Annotated in this window: 17 protein-coding genes and 1 tRNA gene; 5 read left to right on the top strand and 13 right to left on the bottom strand. The window is 69.1% G+C overall.

Going from position 1 to position 17,269, the window contains the following annotated elements; translation table 11 throughout:
* Positions 1–13: 13 nt before the first annotated feature.
* The 3 genes from LOK55_RS03600 to LOK55_RS03590 are packed head-to-tail and all read right to left on the bottom strand — an operon-like array spanning position 14 to position 2,264.
* Positions 14–784: a glycerophosphodiester phosphodiesterase family protein gene (locus LOK55_RS03600; protein ID WP_229934284.1), complete on the bottom strand. Its 771-nt coding sequence runs from the start codon at positions 782–784 to the stop codon at positions 14–16.
* Positions 781–1,764: an SPFH domain-containing protein gene (locus LOK55_RS03595; protein ID WP_141379757.1), complete on the bottom strand. Its 984-nt coding sequence runs from the start codon at positions 1,762–1,764 to the stop codon at positions 781–783. Before LOK55_RS03595 ends, LOK55_RS03600 begins: the two co-directional genes overlap by 4 nt.
* Entirely contained in the window at positions 1,764–2,264 is a 501-nt protein-coding gene (locus LOK55_RS03590) for an NfeD family protein (RefSeq protein ID WP_141379756.1), read from the bottom strand. Before LOK55_RS03590 ends, LOK55_RS03595 begins: the two co-directional genes overlap by 1 nt.
* Before the next feature lie 123 nt (positions 2,265–2,387).
* Here LOK55_RS03590 and LOK55_RS03585 point away from each other — a divergent pair, with 123 nt between their 5' ends.
* On the top strand, positions 2,388–3,146 hold the full coding sequence (locus LOK55_RS03585; RefSeq protein ID WP_229934283.1) for an SDR family oxidoreductase: 759 nt from the start codon (positions 2,388–2,390) through the stop codon (positions 3,144–3,146).
* Between the two features lie 68 nt (positions 3,147–3,214).
* Here the strand turns inward: LOK55_RS03585 and LOK55_RS03580 are convergent, their stop codons facing one another.
* Positions 3,215–3,763: an HdeD family acid-resistance protein gene (locus LOK55_RS03580; RefSeq protein WP_229934282.1), complete on the bottom strand. Its 549-nt coding sequence runs from the start codon at positions 3,761–3,763 to the stop codon at positions 3,215–3,217.
* Between the two features lie 92 nt (positions 3,764–3,855).
* On the bottom strand, positions 3,856–4,032 hold the full coding sequence (locus tag LOK55_RS14385) for a hypothetical protein (RefSeq protein WP_374107613.1): 177 nt from the start codon (positions 4,030–4,032) through the stop codon (positions 3,856–3,858).
* 375 nt (positions 4,033–4,407) lie between these two features.
* On the opposite strand from LOK55_RS14385, the gene LOK55_RS03570 reads away from it, so the two are divergent.
* Positions 4,408–4,548 (top strand): hypothetical protein, encoded by a 141-nt coding sequence (locus tag LOK55_RS03570; RefSeq protein ID WP_229934281.1) that lies wholly within the window; start codon positions 4,408–4,410, stop codon positions 4,546–4,548.
* Positions 4,549–4,671: 123 nt separating this feature from the next.
* Positions 4,672–5,937 carry a nitrate/nitrite transporter gene (locus LOK55_RS03565; protein WP_196323227.1) on the top strand — a complete coding sequence of 422 codons (1,266 nt, stop codon included), beginning with the start codon at positions 4,672–4,674 and terminating at the stop codon, positions 5,935–5,937.
* Here LOK55_RS03565 and LOK55_RS03560 read toward each other — a convergent pair whose 3' ends face one another.
* The 6 genes from LOK55_RS03560 to polA all read right to left on the bottom strand — a co-directional run bounded on the left by LOK55_RS03560 (position 5,938) and on the right by polA (position 14,418).
* On the bottom strand, positions 5,938–6,198 hold the full coding sequence (locus LOK55_RS03560; protein WP_196323205.1) for a DUF6458 family protein: 261 nt from the start codon (positions 6,196–6,198) through the stop codon (positions 5,938–5,940). It lies immediately after the preceding gene.
* A 100-nt stretch (positions 6,199–6,298) separates the two neighbouring features.
* Complete coding sequence (locus LOK55_RS03555; RefSeq protein WP_196323204.1) at positions 6,299–7,069, bottom strand: SGNH/GDSL hydrolase family protein; 771 nt, start codon at positions 7,067–7,069, stop codon at positions 6,299–6,301.
* A 120-nt stretch (positions 7,070–7,189) separates the two neighbouring features.
* Positions 7,190–8,572, bottom strand: coding sequence for an MFS transporter (locus LOK55_RS03550; protein ID WP_229934280.1), 1,383 nt, complete (start codon positions 8,570–8,572; stop codon positions 7,190–7,192).
* Between the two features lie 13 nt (positions 8,573–8,585).
* Positions 8,586–9,620: an LLM class flavin-dependent oxidoreductase gene (locus LOK55_RS03545; protein WP_229934279.1), complete on the bottom strand. Its 1,035-nt coding sequence runs from the start codon at positions 9,618–9,620 to the stop codon at positions 8,586–8,588.
* Between the two features lie 382 nt (positions 9,621–10,002).
* A complete protein-coding gene (locus LOK55_RS03540) occupies positions 10,003–11,685 on the bottom strand; it encodes a DUF885 domain-containing protein (RefSeq protein ID WP_229934278.1) in 1,683 nt (560 codons plus the stop codon).
* A gap of 96 nt (positions 11,686–11,781) precedes the next feature.
* Positions 11,782–14,418, bottom strand: a complete 2,637-nt coding sequence (gene polA, locus LOK55_RS03535; RefSeq protein WP_229934277.1) for a DNA polymerase I — start codon at positions 14,416–14,418, stop codon at positions 11,782–11,784.
* A gap of 57 nt (positions 14,419–14,475) precedes the next feature.
* Between polA and LOK55_RS03530 the strand changes: the two genes are divergently transcribed.
* The gene (locus tag LOK55_RS03530) at positions 14,476–14,910 is read left to right on the top strand and encodes a hotdog fold thioesterase (RefSeq protein ID WP_141379746.1); all 435 of its coding nucleotides are present in this window, start codon (positions 14,476–14,478) and stop codon (positions 14,908–14,910) included.
* A 41-nt stretch (positions 14,911–14,951) separates the two neighbouring features.
* On the opposite strand, the gene LOK55_RS03525 is transcribed toward LOK55_RS03530, so the two are convergent.
* Positions 14,952–15,572 carry an ANTAR domain-containing response regulator gene (locus LOK55_RS03525; RefSeq protein ID WP_229934276.1) on the bottom strand — a complete coding sequence of 207 codons (621 nt, stop codon included), beginning with the start codon at positions 15,570–15,572 and terminating at the stop codon, positions 14,952–14,954.
* Between the two features lie 57 nt (positions 15,573–15,629).
* On the opposite strand from LOK55_RS03525, the gene LOK55_RS03520 reads away from it, so the two are divergent.
* Positions 15,630–15,712 (top strand) — tRNA-Leu (locus tag LOK55_RS03520).
* A gap of 73 nt (positions 15,713–15,785) precedes the next feature.
* Here LOK55_RS03520 and pyk read toward each other — a convergent pair.
* Positions 15,786–17,234 carry a pyruvate kinase gene (pyk, locus tag LOK55_RS03515; RefSeq protein ID WP_229934275.1) on the bottom strand — a complete coding sequence of 483 codons (1,449 nt, stop codon included), beginning with the start codon at positions 17,232–17,234 and terminating at the stop codon, positions 15,786–15,788.
* Positions 17,235–17,269 lie beyond the last annotated feature (35 nt).

Below are 17,269 nucleotides of genomic sequence, written 5' to 3'. Positions count from 1 at the left end.
GCCTCGTGGGGGATCAGCGCCGCGCCGCCATTGCCGCGAGGGCGAGATCGGTGCGATCGGTGACGATGCCGTCGACGCCGAGCTCGAGCAGCCGCATCATCGTGGGGGTGTCGTTGATCGTCCAGACGTGGACCTCACAGCCCGCATCGTGGGCGGCGCGGACGAAGCCGGTGGTCACGAGCCGGAACCAGCCGAACCGCTCGGGAACCTGCAGGGCGTCGATGCGCTTCAGCACGCGCCGTACGAGCTTCTTGGACCCCGTCGCGCGGGCCAGCAGCATCCGGATGACCGTCCCCTGCCCGGCGGAGGTCGCGGGGATGGCGCCGCGCTCGATCGCGGCCGTGAGCGCGGCCCGCCGGCGGCGGTCGGAGAAGCTCGTGATGAGCACCCGGTCGGCGTAGGGCGGGATGAGCCGGCCCAGCCGGGTCGCCCCGTCGGACTTGACATCGAGGTTGAAACGCAGCGTCGGGAACGCCTCGAGCGCCTCGACCGCCGTGAGCAGACCACCACGGTCGGCCATGATGGCGGCGAGTTCGGCATGGCGCACGTCGGCGATGCGGCGCGGGTCACCCGTTACGCGCGCCAGGTTGTCGTCGTGGAAGAGGACGACGACTCCGTCGGAGGTCACGTGGCAGTCCGACTCCACATACGTTGCGCCGGCCGCGTGGGCCGCCGCGAACGCCGCAAGGGTGTTCTCGACGAAGCCCTCGGAGTCGGGAGGGACGAAACCGCGATGTGCGAGGACGCGCGGTGTGCCTGTCGCGTGGAACCAGGGATGCGTCACGGGGTCGGAGCGGGGCCGGGGTCGGTGGACGGCGGCGTGGGCGGAGCCTGCGTCGCGCGCGCGGCCGTGGAGACCGCACCGGCGCCCGACGTGAAGGCCGACCCGAGCCCGCGCATGGCCTCGGTGAACTCGCTCGGGATGATCCACATCTTGTTGGCGGTGCCCTCGCTGATCTTCGGCAGGGTCTGCAGGTACTGGTAAGCGAGGAGCTTGTCGTCCGGACGTCCAGCGTGGATCGCGTCGAAGACGTTCTGGATCGCCGCAGCCTCACCCTCCGCGCGCAGGATCGAGGCCTGCTTCTCACCCTCGGCGTTGAGGATCGCCGCCTGTCGGCGGCCCTCCGCCTCGAGGATCTGCGACTGCTTCGAACCCTCGGCCGTGAGGATCGCGGCGCGCCGGTCGCGCTCGGCGCGCATCTGCTTCTCCATCGAGTCCTGGATGGAGTGCGGCGGGTCGATCGCCTTCAGCTCGACGCGGGACACGCGCAGGCCCCACTTGCCGGTCGCTTCGTCGAGGACGACCCGCAGCTGGCCGTTGATGTTGTCACGGCTCGTGAGGGCCTCTTCGAGGTTCAGACCCCCGACGACGTTGCGGAGGGTCGTCGTGGTGAGCTGCTCGACGGCGGACAGGTAGTTCGCGATCTCGTAGGTCGCGGCACGCGCATCCGTCACCTGGAAGTAGACGACGGTGTCGATCGAGACGACGAGGTTGTCCTCGGTGATGACGGGCTGCGGCGGGAACGACACGACCTGCTCGCGCATGTCGACGAGCGGGCGCAGACGGTCGATGAACGGCACCAGGATGTTGAGGCCGGGGGAGAGGGTCCGCTGATAGCGTCCGAGACGCTCCACGACACCCGAGTAGGCCTGCGGGATGATCCGGATCGACCGGAAGATCACGACGACCACGAAGATCGCGATGACGATCAGCAGGACGATGATGAAGAGCTGTCCCACGAACGCTCCGATGTCTACCGGCATCAGTCTGTGCTCCTGTCGGTGTGGGGGAGGGGGGCCACGGTGGTGTTCGCCGGGGCGATCTCGACCATAGCGCCCCGCACCGCCGTGACGATGACACGATCGCCGACGGCGATGTTCGCGCTGTCGTCGGACGCCGTGACCGACCACAGCTCGCCGTTGTCGAGACGGACCGAGGCGACGTCGCCGGTGAACGGGGCGATGAGGCGCCCGCCGAGGCCGTAGATCGCGTCGACGTTCGTGGGCTGCAGCGCGCTCGAACGATGCAGTGCCCGCAGCAGCAGTGGGCGGATCGTGAACAGCAGCAGGGCCGAGATCGCGGCCGCGGCGAGGATCTGCAGCCACCAGACGCCGCCGAGGAGGTTCACGCCGAGCCCGCCGATGAGCGTGCCGGCCGCGAGCATCAGGAAGGTGAACTCGAGCGTGAGAAGCTCGACGATCACGAACAGGATCGCGAGCACGAGCCAGGCGATCCACATGTACTGTGTCAGATCCGGCAACATCCGCTGCTCCTTCGCCCCTTTCGTGCACCCTAACATTCCCCGGTGGCCGCGGCTCCGTTGGTAGTGTCGAGAGGTCGTGCGAGACCATCCGACGACGCCACGAAACGCACTGCAGGAGTCACCATGACACAGCCCATCCCCGCCGGCTCTCTCAGCGGAAAGACAGCCCTCGTGACCGGATCGTCGCGCGGTATCGGCGCCGACACCGCCACTTATTTCGCGCAGGCGGGCGCCAACGTCGTGATCAACTTCCGCAACAAGGCGCCGCGCGCCGAGAAGCTCGCCACGCAGTTGCGTGAGCTCGGCGTCGAGGTGCTCGTCGTCGGCGCGGATCTGACCGACCCGGCATCTGTCTCGGACATGATGAGCCAGGTCAGCGATGCCTTCGGGGGCTTGGATCTGCTGGTGCTCAACGCCTCGGGCGGCATGGAAAGCGGCATGGGCGAGGACTACGCGCTCGTGCTGAACCGCGACGCGCAGCTGAATGTGCTGGATGCCGCGGTGCCGCTGATGGGTGACGGCTCGCGCGTCGTGTTCGTGACGAGCCACCAGGCCCACTTCATCCGCACGACCCCGACGATGCCGGAGTACGAGCCGGTTGCGCTGTCCAAGCGTGCCGGTGAGGATGCGCTGCGCGAGCGGATCCCGGGCCTTGCCGAGCAGGGTATCGACTTCGTCGTGGTCTCGGGCGACATGATCGAGGGCACGATCACCGCGACGTTGCTCGAGCGTGCGAATCCGGGGGCGATCGCGGACCGTCGCGAGTCGGCCGGAAAGCTCTACAACGTGTCGGAGTTCGCGGCAGAGGTGGCTCTCGCGGCTGTCGAGCCCATTCCGAGCGACAACACGCGACTTGTGGGAGATGTGAGCTCGTTCGGCTGAGCGGCATCCCCTCATCGACGAAGCGCCCCGAGCCGACCGGCCCGGGGCGCTTCGTCGTGAAAGAGGTGCTACTTGCCGAACGTGAACGCGCGGAAGACCTGGATCACACCCATGACGACCGCCGCGACGCCTAGCAGCCACCACAGCACAACCGCTCCCCACAGGGGCGAGAAGAGCAGGGTGATGCCGGCGAGGATCGAGATGATCGCGAAGAAGACGGTCCAGCCCTTCGACGGCGCCACGCTCAGGGTCGACAGCGCCACGACGCCCTCGACGATCCACATGATGCCGACAAGGATGCCGAGGAAGATCGCGAGCCACGCGGTCGTCGCACCGAGGTTCATGAACGCGACGATGCCGGAGATGACGAACAGGACGCCGAGGAGGATGTGGCCGATGCGCGACCAGCCGTCCTTACCGGCGCTGAAGATTCCGAGGCCCGCGTACACGAGGCCCGCGGCGATCGCGTAGATCGCGATGATCGCGGTGACGACCATCATCGTCTTGCCGGGCCAGACGAGGATCAGGGTACCGAGGATGATCGAGAGGACACCGCTGATACCGAGGGCGGTCCGAATGCCGTTGGTGGCGGTCTTTGCGATCGAGGGTTCTGTCATGACAAGCCCTTTCTGAAAGTCTCCTTCGAGGGAGGTGTTTTCAGGCTAGCGCTCACAGGGGGCGATGTGGGGGATTGTCGTCACAAGAAGCGTCACTCGAGTTCGGAGATCAGCGCCTCGACGCGGCGCCGGATCTCGTCGCGGATGGCTCGCACGCGGTCGAGGCTCTGACCCGCGGGGTCGTCGAGGAGCGAGCACCCGCACGCGATCGCCGGCCAGCTGCTGCAGTCGCGGGACGGGCATTTCTCTGCACTCCGACGACGCGCCATAGTCTGCTGGCTATGGTGATCACGATCCGTCCAGCTCGACCGGATGACGCCCCGGGCGTGCGTTATGTCGGCACCGTGAGCTGGCCGGCTACATACGGATCCGACAAGGGCGCCGCTTACGTGATGTCGGGGTTGGAACGGGTTCGAGGCTTCTACCTTCGCGAGGGGTTCGAGGCGACTGCTTCGTTGTGGCCCGTGAGCGACGCACGCTGGCTCCGGTGGACTGGAGTCGCAGACCAGTAGATCGGTTGATGATCAGTCCACTCAGCGATTCAGGACTCACGCCGATAATGTACATTATGTCAGCTTGAACGAGCGAAGCGCTGCTCGCCTCTCCGGATGCCCCCTCGAGTGCCACTCCCGCAACGACCTCTTGTGACGCTTCTGTGCATCGCTCTCGTCTTCGACTTCCGGAAGCGGCTTCGAATCAGCTGGAGCACCGTGGCCATGGTGATCATCTGCGCGGTCGTGCTGGCGGGCCTGCTCTACTTCTTCACCTGGGTCCTCGCCCTCTGACGCGGTCCGGAGCGGCGCCCGCGTGCGAGTAGCGTAGACGGGGTGACCCTGCACCGCCCGCCCGCCGCCACCGGGCCGGGATGGCGCGGCTGGTTCATCTGGGGTGTCGGGGTCGCGGCGTACATGCTCGCCGTCGTCAACCGCAGCTCCCTCTCCGCGGTCGGTGTCGACACCGCGGAACGGTTCGGTGCGGATGCCTCGACGCTGTCGATGTTCGCCGTCGTGCAGCTCGCCGTGTACGGCGGCATGCAGATCCCGATCGGGCTGCTCCTCGACCGCTACGGAGCACGCCCGATCATGACGATCGGCATGCTGCTGATGGCGGTCGGCCAGCTGACCCTCGCCTTCTCCCCCAGCGTCGGCGTGGCGATCTTCGCCCGGATGCTCCTCGGCGCCGGCGACGCCGCCGTCTTCCCCGGCGTGCTGCGCCTCATCGCGACGTGGTTCCCGGCGCAGCGCGGCCCGCTCATGAGCCAGCTCACCGGTCTCGTCGGGCAGGCCGGTCAGCTCCTGGCCCTCGCTCCCCTGGCATCCCTGCTCCACGCCACGAGCTGGGAGATCGCGTTCGGCGGCATCGCCGGCCTGTGCGTGATGTTCGCGATCCTCGTGGTCGTCTTCATCCGCAATCATCCGCCGGAGATCGGCGCGGACGTCACGGTCGACACCGACACCGGCGCCATCAAGGTCGTCCGCTCGTCGATGGACACGGGCGTCGGCATCCGCGCCGCCTGGGCGCATCCCGGCACGCGTCTCGCGTTCTGGTCGCACTTCACGACACCGTTCGCCGGCACCGCCTTCGTGCTGCTCTGGGGCATGCCGTTCCTCACGGCCGGCGAAGGTCTGCCGAAACCCCAGGCCGCGGCGGTCCTGTCGACATATGTCGTACTCGGCATGGCTCTCGGACCGGTGATGGGCGAGCTGTCCCGCCGCATCCCCCACCTGCGTTCGCGCGCGCTCGTCCTGCCGGCGATCGCTGTGCAGGCGCTCGCCTGGCTCGTCGTCATCGCGTGGCCAGGCGCCGCGCCGGTGTGGCTGCTCTACGTGCTCGCGTTCGCTCTCGCGATGGGCGGGCCCGCGTCGATGATCGCCTTCGACCACGCGCGCACACACAATCCCGCGCATCGGCTCAGCACCGCCACCGGCATCACGAACGTCGGCGGGTTCCTCGCCGCGCTGATCGCGATCTTCATGATCGGCCTGGCGCTCGACCTCCAGGGCGCCGGGACGCCGGACACCTACCGGTTGGATGCCTTCCGGCTCGCGTTCCTCACGCAGGTGCCGCTCTGGGTCATCGGCTGGATGTTCATCGTGATCGAACGCCGGAAGACCCGCGTGCTGCTCGGGCTCGACGAACCGCGCCGCGGCCGCCCAGCCCGAGCACGCGACTAATCAGACGACGCCGTCGCCCGAGCTGCTGGCCTCGGTGCGGGTGACCCGCTCCCCCGCGACCGGGTCGACCGTGCGCGTCACCTGTTCGGTCGACCGGCGACGGAACACGAACACGAGCCCGATGAGGAAGACGACGACCCCCGCTCCCATCAGGATGTAGCCGACGAGGTCGAGGTCGATGAACTGACTCGTGTCGACGTTGATGGCGAAAACGAGGATCGCTCCGATGACGAACAGGGCGATGCCGGCTCCGATACTCACGATGATGCTCCTGACGGTGGGTGTTCCGGGGTGGACCGCACAATCATCGTGGATGCCACGAGATCGTGCGTCCCCCTTGACAGCGTCCCCCTCCGCATGCTCACAACGTGGATCGCGGCGCGACCTCGATCCACTCGCCGCCGAACTTCGCCGCGCGCCCATCGCCGGACGACGTGCCGGTGAGGCGCCGCTTGACCCACGGCCCGAGGTGCTCGCGGAAGTAGTCGCCCCGCGCGAGCCGTACCGTATCGTCCCGTTCGGGCAGCTCCCACCAGCCCTCCGGCACGGTCTCCCCCAGCGCGTCGAGCACCCGAGCGGCGACACGGTGGTGGCCACGGCTGTTCATGTGCAGCCGATCCTCCGACCAGAACGAGGGGCTCGACAGCGCGGCATCCGGCCAGTTCAGCGCCTGCACGACGTCGGACCGCCCGCCCATCCGCGCGACGACCGCCTCCGACATGAGGTCGCCGCGGCGCTGGATCAGCCGGCTGAGCGGCAGCTGCGCCGACGGGTTCGCGCCGGACAGCAGGATCAGCTGCACGCCCTCCTCATCGCAACGGCGCAGCACCTGGCTGAACGCGTCGGCGATGTGGGAGATGGAGGTGCGCGGGCGGAGCATGTCGTTGCCGCCGCCGTTGAACGACAGGTGCGTGGGCTTCAGGGCGAGCGCGGGCTCGAGCTGCTGGGCGACGATCGGCCACACGAGCTTGCCGCGGATCGCGAGGTTGGCGTATTCGATGCTGTCGCCGCGCGAATCGGCCCAGCCCTGCGCGGTGAGATCGGCCCACCCCCGCACGGTGCCATCGGGGAGCTCATCGCCCACGCCTTCGGTGAACGAGTCGCCGATGGCGACGAAGCGAACGGATGCCACCCGACGAGCCTACGCGCGCAGCAGCGTCACCCCGCGCACGCCTCCCACCCCGCTCGGCGACCGCCGCGCCCGGCGACGGTGTCGCCGGGCGGGATGCTGTCGAGGTCCGGGGCGCCGCGCTCAGCGATCGTCGAGCGCGGCGCCGCGCCGGTCGGCGAGCCCCCAGGCCGCCGCGGCGGCGATCACGAAGAAGGCGCCGAACACGGTGAACAGGAGCGGCGCGCCGCCGAGGCCGAGAAGCACCGGCACCGTCAGCGGTGCGACGATCGACGCGATGCGGCCGACCCCCGCGGCCCACCCCGATCCCGTCGCGCGGAGCGACGTCGGGTAGTTCTCGGGCGTCACGGCGTAGAGCGCGCCCCACGCGCCGAGGTTGAAGAAGGACAGCGCCATGCCGGTCGCGATGATCGCCCCCTCCCCCGTCGCCGTGCCGAACAGCACCGCGGCGATCGCCGAGCCGACGAGGAACACCGACAGTGTCGTGCGCCGGCCCCACACCTCGATGAGCCAGGCGGCCACGGCGTACCCGGGAAGCTGGGCCAGGGTGATCAGCAGGGTGAACCCGAACGACTTGACGAGGTCGTAGCCCTGCGCGAACAGGATCGACGGGATCCAGATGAACGCGCCGTAGTAGGCGAAGTTGACGCAGAACCAGACGATCCAGAGCGCTGCGGTGCGCACGCGGAACTCCGGCGCCCAGAGCGTCCGCAACCGCTCGCCGGCCGACAGCCGGACCGGCGTGGCGGCCCGCGCGGCTTGGGCCACCGGCTCCACAGACCGCTGCGGCCGGCGACGCCGCGACGTGCCGAGCGGCGCCGCCGTCTCGAACCGCTCCACGACCGCTTCCGCCTCGTCGTGCCGACCCTGGCGCTCGAGCCAGCGCGCCGACTCGGGCAGGCCCCAGCGCACCACCAGCGCGTAGGCCGCGGGGAGCGCCCCGAGCGCGAACGCCCACCGCCAGCCGTCGGCGAGGTTCGGGATCACGAGGTATCCGATGAGCGCGGCCGCCGTCCACCCCACCGCCCAGAACGCCTCGAGGATGACGATCAGCCGGCCGCGCATCCGTGCCGGCGCGAACTCGCTGACGTACGTGCTCGCCACCGGCAGTTCGGCTCCGAGGCCGAGCCCCACGATCACGCGCAGTGCGATGAGGGCGGCGAGCCCGCCGACGAGGGCGCTCGCGCCGGTCGCGAGTCCGTAGATGAGCAGCGTCACCGCGAACACCGATCGTCTCCCGAACCGGTCGGCGAGCAATCCACCGAGAGTCGCACCGATCGCCATGCCGACGAACCCGGCCGACGCGATCCACGACGCCTGCTCCCCCGTCAGCGACCACTCGGCGATGAGCGCCGCGAGCACGAACGAGACCAGGCCGACGTCCATGGCATCCAGCGCCCAGCCGAGCCCGGAGCCGGTCAGCACCTTCAGGTGCGCCCGCGTGAAGGGCAGTGCGTCGAGGCGCCCGGCGACCGTCGGCGTGGTGCGGGGGGAGGCATCCGTCATGGATGCATGCTACTCAGCCGCGCGCGAGCAGATCGTGCACCATCGGGGCCACGACCTCGCCGTACAGCTCGATGGAGTGCAGCAGCTTGCCGTGATCGAGCGTGCCGTTGGCGTACTTCAGGTCGAAGCGGTCGGCGCCGAGCGTCTTGACCGTCGCGGCGATCTTGCGGGCGACCGTCTCCGGCGACCCGGCGTACAGGGCGCCCTCGGGGCCGATGTCGTGCTGGAACTGCAGCCGGCTGTACGGCGGCCAGCCGCGCCCGGCGCCGATCGCGTTGCGGTTCGCCTCCATCGCTGGGTAGAGCTCCTCCCACGCCTGCGCGTCGGTGTCGGCGATGTGCCCGGGCGAATGGATGCCGATGGGCAGGCGATCCCGCCCAAACGAGTCGAGCGAGCGGTGGTACAGGTCGACATACGGCCGGAAGCGCTCGGCGGAGCCGCCGATGATCGCGAGCATGAGTCCGTACCCGTATCGGGCGGTGCGCACGACCGACTCGGGCGATCCGCCGACCCCGACCCACGCGGTGATGCCGTTCGCGGTCTTCGGGTAGACGTCGGCGTTCTCGAGCGCGGCGCGCGTGGCGCCCTGCCAGGTGACGGGCTTCTCGTCGCGGAGGCGTGAGAAGAGGTCGAGCTTCTCCTCGAAGAGCACCTCGTAGTCGGCGAGGTCGTAGCCGAACAGCGGGAACGACTCGATGAACGAGCCGCGCCCGAGGATCACCTCGGCGCGCCCGTCAGAGATCGCGTCGAGGGTCGCGAACCGCTCGTACACGCGCACGGGGTCGTCGCTCGAGAGCACCGTCACGGCGGTGCCGAGGTGGATCTTCTCGGTCCGCGCGGCGGCGGCCGCGAGCACGAGCTCCGGGCTCGACACCGCGAACTCGTGACGGTGGTGCTCCCCCACCCCGAAGAACGACAGTCCGACCTCGTCGGCGCGCACCGCCTCGTCGACGATGTCGCGGATCGTCTGCGCGTCAGTGGAACGCGTGCCGTCGGGGCGGATCGTGATGTCGCCGAACGTGTCGAGACCGAGTGCTACTTCATGCATGTGAATGTGAACCACGAGAGCGGATGCCGCATTCCCGGCGGCCGTGATGCGGGCGAGCGGCGACCGACGCGGAGCGCTCGTCGCGGTCGCGGCTCGGGCCTCCTCATGACCCAGCGAGTGACGCGCCATCATCTCTGTCACGAGGAACGTCGCACAAACCGCGAGAGTCGCCAACGCCGGTGGGTGGCCTCGGTGGAGCCGCTTCGGAATGACCCGCTGGCCAGACGAGGGGTCTTGACGGAGCTGGCGTGCACCTCGCACACAGGAGGATGAGACCTCTGCGGTCGGACGGCGACGGAGAACCCGTCAACGTCCGACCGCACGTGTGCACCTCCGCACGATCGCACCGGACGCAGATGACCGGCCCGCGTGCTGAGCCGATTCAGTTCGCGAGCGCGAGGCGGAGGGTGTCGAGTCCGACGCCGCCCAGACGCAGGGCGCGCATGTGGAACCGCTTGATGTCGAAGTCGTCGCCCTCGCGTTCGGCGGTCTCGTCGCGGATCTGCTCCCAGATGCGCTGGCCGACCTTGTACGAGGGAGCCTGGCCCGGCCAGCCGAGGTAGCGGTTCACCTCGAACTGGATGAACTCGTCGGGCATGTTGACGTTCCGGCGCATGAACTCGTGCGCGTAGTCGGCATCCCACACCCCTTCGCCGTCGAGGCGCGGCTTGCCGAGGTGCACGCCGATGTCGAGCACGACGCGGGCGGCGCGCATGCGCTGACCGTCGAGCATGCCGAGCCGGTCGGCCGGGTCGTCGAGGTAGCCGAGCTGCTCCATCAGCCGCTCGGCGTAGAGCGCCCAGCCCTCGGCGTGCCCGCTCGATCCGGCGAGCAGCCGCCGCCACGAGTTGAGCTCGGCGCGGTTGTAGACCGCCTGCGCGATCTGCAGGTGATGGCCCGGCACGCCCTCGTGGTAGACCGTGGTCAGTTCGCGCCACGTGTCGAACGAGTCGACGCCCTCGGGCACCGACCACCACATCCGGCCCGGGCGGGAGAAGTCGTCGGTGGGGCCTGTGTAGTAGATGCCACCCTCGTTGGTCGGCGCGATCATGCACTCGAGGGTGCGGATCGGCTCGGGGATGTCGAAGTGGCTCTCACCGAGCTCGGCGACGGCCCGGTCGCTGGTCTCCTGCATCCACTTCTGCAGCGCGTCGGTGCCGTGGAGCTTGCGCTCCGGGTCCTGCTCGAGGAACGCGACGGCCTCCTCCACGGTCGCACCGGGGAGGATCTCGTTCGCGATCGACTCCTGCTCGGCGACCATGCGGGCGAGCTCCGCGACACCCCACTCGTACGTCTCGTCGAGGTCGATCTCCGCGCCGAGGAAGCGGCGCGAGTGCAGCGCGTAGAGCTCCCGACCGACGGCATCGTGCTCGGATGCCACCGGTGCCAGTTCGTCGCGCAGGAAGTCGGCCAGCTCGTCGTACGCGACGCGCGCGGCACCGGCGTGCTCGGCGACGGCGCGTGCGAGCGAGGCCGGCAGGTGCCCCTCGGCGGGCGCCGCCTCGTGCGCGAACGAGGCGAAGAATCCGTTGTCGGCCGTGTAGCGCGCGATCTGGGTGACGACCTCGCGCACCTGTCGGCGAGCCGGCACGACGCCCGCCTCGATGCCCGCGCGGAGGGTCTGCACGTAGCCGTCGAGCGCGGCGGGTACGGCACGCAGCCGATCGGAGATCAGCGTCCAGTCCTCGACCGTGTCGGTCGGCATGAGGTCGAACACGCTCCGGAGGTCCTGCGGCGGCGAGGCGATCACGTTGAGGTCGCGCAGGTGCGCGCCGGCCTCGTACAGCTCGAGCGAGAGGCGCAGATCGCCCGCCAGGTCGGCCTTCGTGACGACGTCGACCTCGTCGACGGGCTCCGCCGCCTCGAGAGCGGCGAGCGTCGCCTGAGCGGCACGGTTGCGGGCCTCGTGCCCCGCGGGCGAGAGGTCTTCGAGGCGTCCGTTGTGCTCGAAGCGGCCGATGTAGGTCGCGACGGTCGGCAGCATCTCGGCGATGTCGTCGACCCACGCCTCGGCGATCTGATCGATGGCCGTGGGGGTACGCGGAGTGGACTGTGCGTCGGTCATCCTTCGAGCCTAATCCCACGCCGGGCGCCACCGCGTGTCAGTGGATGCCGGTGCCCGTCGCGCCGGGTGGATGCCGGTCGCGCCGGGTCGCGCCGGTCAGTGCCCGGCGACGTCCCAGTTCGCGCCGCGCCCGATCTGCACGTCAAGCGGCACGGACAGCTCGGCGGCGTCGCCCATGCGCTGTCGCACGATCGCCTCCACCGCGTCCCACTCCCCCGGCGCCACCTCGACGACGAGCTCGTCGTGGATCTGCAGCAGCACGCGCGAGCGCAGCCCGTCGGTAATGAGCTGGTCATGGATGTGCAGGAGGCCGAGCTTCATGATGTCGGCCGCGCTCCCCTGGATCGGGGCGTTGAGCGCCGCCCGCTCGGCGTTCTCGCGGAGCACGCGGTTGGGGCTGGCGAGGTCGGGGAACGGCCGGCGGCGGCCGAAGATCGTCTCGGTGTATCCGTCGACGCGCGCCTGAGCGACCGACTCGCGCAGATAGTCGCGCACCGCGCCGAACCGGGCGAAGTACTCGGTCATCAGCAGCTTCGCCTCGGACTGGTCGATCCGCAGCTGCTTGGACAGCCCGAACGCGCTGAGCCCGTAGACGAGGCCGTAGCTCATCGCCTTCACCTTCGTGCGCATCGCGGGCGTGACATCGGCGGGGGCGACACCGAATACGCGCGCGCCGACGAAGCGGTGCAGGTCCTCGCCCGAGTTGAACGCCTCGATGAGCCCCGCGTCGCCCGAGAGATGCGCCATGATGCGCATCTCGATCTGCGAATAGTCGGCCGTGAGCAGCGTCTCGTATCCGTCGCCGACCTCGAACGCGGCGCGGATGCGGTGCGACTCCTCGTTGCGGATCGGGATGTTCTGCAGGTTCGGGTCGGTGCTCGAGAGTCGCCCCGTCTGGCTGCCCGTCTGCAGATACGTCGTGTGCGCGCGCCCGTCGGGTCCGATCGCGACGTCGAGCGACTCGATGATCTGGCGGAGCTTCGTCGCCTCGCGATGCTGCAGCAGCAGATCGAGGAAGGGGTGCGGGTTCGATTCCTGCAGATCGGCGAGCACCGCGGCATCCGTCGAGTACCCGGTCTTGGTCTTGCGCGTCTTCGGCAGCTGAAGCTGCTCGAACAGCACCTCTTGCAGCTGCTTGGGCGAGCCGAGGTTCACCTCGCGGTCGATCTCGGCGTACGCGCGCTGGGCGATGTCGTCGGCGCGCGCCGCGAGCTCGGCCGAGAACCCGGAGAGCTTCTCGTGCGAGACGGCGACCCCGGCGAGCTCCATATCGGCCAGCGCGCCGAGAGTCGGCAGCTCGATGTCGGTGAGCACTGCGGCGACCGACGCGGGCATCTCTTCGCGGATCCGCTCGGTCACGCGCAGGGCGTACCAGCCCAGCTGACCGGGTGTCGCGCCCTCGGTCTCGGGCACGAGCTGGCGCGGATCGGCCTCGGGCAGCTTCTCGTCGAGGTATCGCTCGACGAGGTCGCCGAGCGTCTTGTCTGGAAAGCTCGGTCGCTGCAGCCAGCCGGCGAGGATGGGGTCGAACGCGAGGCCCCCGAGCGCGATGCCCGACCGGCTGAGGGCCTTCACCTGAGGCTTCGCGTCGGTGAGGACCTTGGGCGCGTCGGACTCGAGCCACCCGCGTAGCGCCGCGGCGAGCCCGTCGCTCCAGTCCGCCTCGACAGCGGCATCCGACCCCGCCACGCCGATGCGGCGCGGCAGCCCGCCGTCGATCGTCACGGTCAGGGCGAGCTCGCCCTCTCGCGCCGCCACCCAGTCGGCCAGAGCCTGCGGATCGAGCTGCGCGGGGGCGGGAGCGGCCACGGCGGGCGCGGCCGAGGATGCCTCGTCGTCCCCTCCGCCCATCGCGTCGAACACGCGCGGCAGCAGTGTGCGGAACTCGAGCCGCGCGAAGATGTCGCGCACACCCTGCGCGTCGATCGGCTGCACCGCGAGGTCGTCGAGCCCGACCGGGAGCTCGACGTCGCGCAGCAGCGCGTTGAGCGAGCGGTTGCGGCGCACGTCGTCGAGGTGCTCGCGCAGGTTGCCGCCCACGACCCCGGTGATCTTATCGGCGTTCTCGAGCAGAGCGTCGAGGCTGCCCCACTGCGTGAGCCACTTGACCGCGGTCTTCTCGCCGACTTTCGGGACCCCGGGGAGGTTGTCGCTCGTCTCGCCGACGAGAGCCGCGATGTCGGGATAGTTCGCCGGCGGCAGGCCGTACTTCTCGACCACGGCGTCGGGGGTGTATCGCTTGAGCTGCGACACGCCCTGCACGCTCGGGTACAGCAGGGTCACGTCGTCGGTGACGAGCTGGATCGTGTCGCGGTCGCCCGAGCAGACGAGGACGTCGTAGCCCGCCGCCGCGCCCTCGGTCGCGAGCGTCGCGAGGATGTCGTCGGCCTCGATCCCCTCCTTGGTCAGCACGGGGACGTTCATCGCCGCCAGGGCATCCTGCAGCAGAGGGATCTGACCCTTGAACTCGGCGGGGGACTCCGACCGGGTCGCCTTGTACTCGGGGTACTCGTCGGTGCGGAAGGAGTGCCGCGAGGTGTCGAACGCGACCGCCAGATGCGTCGGCTGCTCGGCCTTGACGAGGTTCACGAACATCGACAGGAACCCGTAGATGCCGTTGGTGTGCTGCCCGTCCTTCGTGGAGAAGTTGTCGACGGGCAGCGCGAAGAACGCGCGGTAGGCCAGCGAGTGGCCGTCGACGACGAGAAGGGTAGGCTTTTCCGAGTCCGTCACCCCACCAGCGTAGTCAGGGGTCCGGACACTCCCGCCGCTCGATCTCGAAGGTGAACGATGAGCTCAGATTCCCCCGCCCTGGCATCCGACGGTCTCGACTGGGCACGGCGCCGCGGGATGGGCGCTCTCGCCGAGAAGATGGGCATCGAGTTCACGGAATTCTCGATCGAGCGCTCGGTGGCCACCATGCCGGTCGAGGGGAACACGCAGCCCGTCGGGCTCCTGCACGGCGGTGCGTACGTCGTGCTCGGCGAGTCGCTCGGCTCGATGGCGGCGAACCTGCACGCCGGGCCCGACCGCCTCGCGGTCGGTGTCGACATCAACGCGACGCACACCCGCTCGGCCACGAGCGGCATCGTCACGGGCGTCTGCACGCCCGTGCACCTCGGCCGCTCGATCACGGTGCACGAGATCGCGGTGACCGACGATCAGGGTCGCCGTTGCTCGACGATCCGCATCACCAACATGATCACCGACCGCCCCGGCGCCTGACCGAGGCATCCGCCCACCCGCACGCGGGGCGCGGCGGCGGGTCAGGCCTTCTTGGGCGAGAGCTGCTCGATGATCGCCTTGGCGACGTCCTGCATCGTGAGGCGACGGTCCATCGACGCCTTCTGGATCCAACGGAACGCCTCCGGCTCGCTGAGGCCCATCTTCTCGTTGAGGAGGCCCTTGGCCCGGTCGACGAGCTTGCGGGTCTCGAAGCGCTCGACCATATCGGCGACCTCGGCCTCGAGCGTGATGATCTGCTCGTAGCGGGCGAGGGCGATCTCGATCGCCGGCAGCAGGCCGTTCGGCGTGAAGGGCTTCACGACGTACGCGAGGGCGCCGGCTTCACTCGCCCGCTCGACGAGCTCCTTCTGGCTGAAGGCCGTCAGCAGCACGACGGGGGCGACGTGGTTCTTGCTCAGCTTCTCGGCGGCGGAGATGCCGTCCAGGACGGGCATCTTCACGTCCATGATGACGAGGTCGGGGCGCAGCTCGGTCGCCAGTTGGACGGCCGTCTCACCGTCGCCGGCTTCTCCGACGACGTCGAAGCCGTTGTCGCGGAGGATTTCGACGATGTCGAGGCGGATCAGCGATTCATCCTCGGCGACGACGACCCGGCGCGGGGCAGACGGGTTCGAGGCGGGGTTCAGTTCCTGCTCAGTCACCTGTCCATCCTAGAGCCAGCGAGAGGGCGCACCTGCGATAGTCTCTTCTGGACGTGCGCCGGTGTGGCGGAATGGCAGACGCGACCGACTCAAACTCGGTTGCCTGAAAGGGCGTGTGGGTTCGACTCCCACCACCGGCACGAGCGTGAGAACGCCGAAGGGCGGATGCGGGGTCTCCCCCGGCATCCGCCCTTCGTCATGTCTGTCGACCGACTACTTCTCCGACTGGTAGATGGGCGCGTTGCCGTTGACGGCGTCGCCGATCTTGTGGATGCGGATGTCGTTGGTCGATCCGATGATTCCGGGAGGCGAACCCGAGATCACGACGACCTTGTCGCCTTCCTTCGCGAGTCCCTGGCCGAGGAAGAACTCGTCGACCTGGATGAACATGAGGTCGGTGTGCGCGACGTGCTCGACGAGCGTCGACTGCACGCCCCACGTGAGCGCCATACGACGGCGGATCGCGGGGTCGACCGCGAACGCCATCATCGGGATGCCTGGGCGCAGGCGCGACATGCGACGCGCGGTATCGCCCGACTCGGTGAAGATGCAGATGAACTTCGCCCCGACGAACTCGGCGACCTCGTTCGCGGCCAGCGTGATGATGCCACCCTGCGTGCGGGGCTTCGCGCTGACCGGGGGGATGCGCTCGAGACCGTGGTCTTCCGTCGATTCGACGATGCGGGCCATCGTCTGCACCGTGAGGACCGGGTACTTGCCGACGCTCGTCTCGCCCGAGAGCATGACCGCGTCGGTGCCGTCGAGGACGGCGTTGGCGACGTCGGATGCCTCGGCACGGGTGGGCACCGGAGAGTACGTCATCGACTCGAGCATCTGCGTCGCGACGATGACCGGCTTCGCCATGCGGCGGCAGAGCTCGACAGCCTCCTTCTGGACGATCGGGACGGCTTCGAGCGGCAGCTCGACGGCGAGGTCGCCGCGGGCGACCATGATGCCGTCGAAGGCGTCGATGATCTCTTCGAGGTTGTCGACGGCCTGCGGCTTCTCGATCTTCGCGATGACGGGGATCTTGCGCCCCTCCTCCGCCATGATCTCGTGCACACGGGTGATGTCGGCGGCGTCGCGCACGAACGACAGGGCGATGAGGTCGGCTCCGGCCTGCAGCCCCCACCGCAGGTCTTGCTCGTCCTTCTCCGAAAGCGCGGGGACGCTCACGGCGACGCCGGGCAGGTTGATGCCCTTGTTGTTCGAAACCGTGCCCGGGACGGCCACCTTCGTCGTCACGACGGGGCCGTCGACGCTCTCGACCTGCACGCGTACCTTGCCGTCGTCGATCAGGAGGGAGTCCCCCGGCTTCACGTCGCCCGCGAGACCCTTGAATGTCGTGCCGACGAGGTCGCGGGTGCCCACGACGTCGTCCGTCGTGATGCGGAAGGTGTCGCCCACGGCGAGCTCGTGCGGTCCATCGCTGAACTTGCCGAGACGGATCTTCGGCCCCTGCAGGTCGACGAGGATGGCGACGGCGCGGCCCGCGTCGTCGGCAGCCTTGCGCACGTTGGCGAAACGGCCTTCGTGCTCGGCGTAGGAGCCGTGGCTGAGGTTCAAGCGGGCCACGTCGACACCGGCGTCGATGATCGCACGGATCATCTCATACGACTCGGTGGCGGGCCCCAGGGTGGCGACGATCTTCGCGCGTCTCACTGACTGATCTCCGGTCTGTGTTCGGTTTCGAGGGT

It is taken from the genome of Microbacterium sp. F2E, assembly GCF_020905435.1.
GTDB classification, from domain to species: Bacteria; Actinomycetota; Actinomycetes; order Actinomycetales; family Microbacteriaceae; genus Microbacterium; species Microbacterium lacticum.
The sequence above is the reverse complement of the archived record's forward strand: the minus strand, read 5'-3'. Positions and strand labels throughout refer to the sequence as shown.

Bases quoted from the DNA above. Each gene is read 5' to 3' on its own strand.
- LOK55_RS03545 (WP_229934279.1), bottom strand. From the start codon at position 9,620: ATGCATGAAGTAGCACTCGGTCTCGACACGTTCGGCGACATCACGATC.
- LOK55_RS03565 (WP_196323227.1), top strand. From the start codon at position 4,672: ATGCTCGCCGTCGTCAACCGCAGCTCCCTCTCCGCGGTCGGTGTCGAC.
- LOK55_RS03585 (WP_229934283.1), top strand. From the start codon at position 2,388: ATGACACAGCCCATCCCCGCCGGCTCTCTCAGCGGAAAGACAGCCCTC.
- LOK55_RS03530 (WP_141379746.1), top strand. From the start codon at position 14,476: ATGAGCTCAGATTCCCCCGCCCTGGCATCCGACGGTCTCGACTGGGCA.
- LOK55_RS03580 (WP_229934282.1), bottom strand. From the start codon at position 3,763: ATGACAGAACCCTCGATCGCAAAGACCGCCACCAACGGCATTCGGACC.
- LOK55_RS03540 (WP_229934278.1), bottom strand. From the start codon at position 11,685: ATGACCGACGCACAGTCCACTCCGCGTACCCCCACGGCCATCGATCAG.
- LOK55_RS03590 (WP_141379756.1), bottom strand. From the start codon at position 2,264: ATGTTGCCGGATCTGACACAGTACATGTGGATCGCCTGGCTCGTGCTC.
- LOK55_RS14385 (WP_374107613.1), bottom strand. From the start codon at position 4,032: ATGGCGCGTCGTCGGAGTGCAGAGAAATGCCCGTCCCGCGACTGCAGC.
- LOK55_RS03595 (WP_141379757.1), bottom strand. From the start codon at position 1,764: ATGCCGGTAGACATCGGAGCGTTCGTGGGACAGCTCTTCATCATCGTC.
- LOK55_RS03550 (WP_229934280.1), bottom strand. From the start codon at position 8,572: ATGACGGATGCCTCCCCCCGCACCACGCCGACGGTCGCCGGGCGCCTC.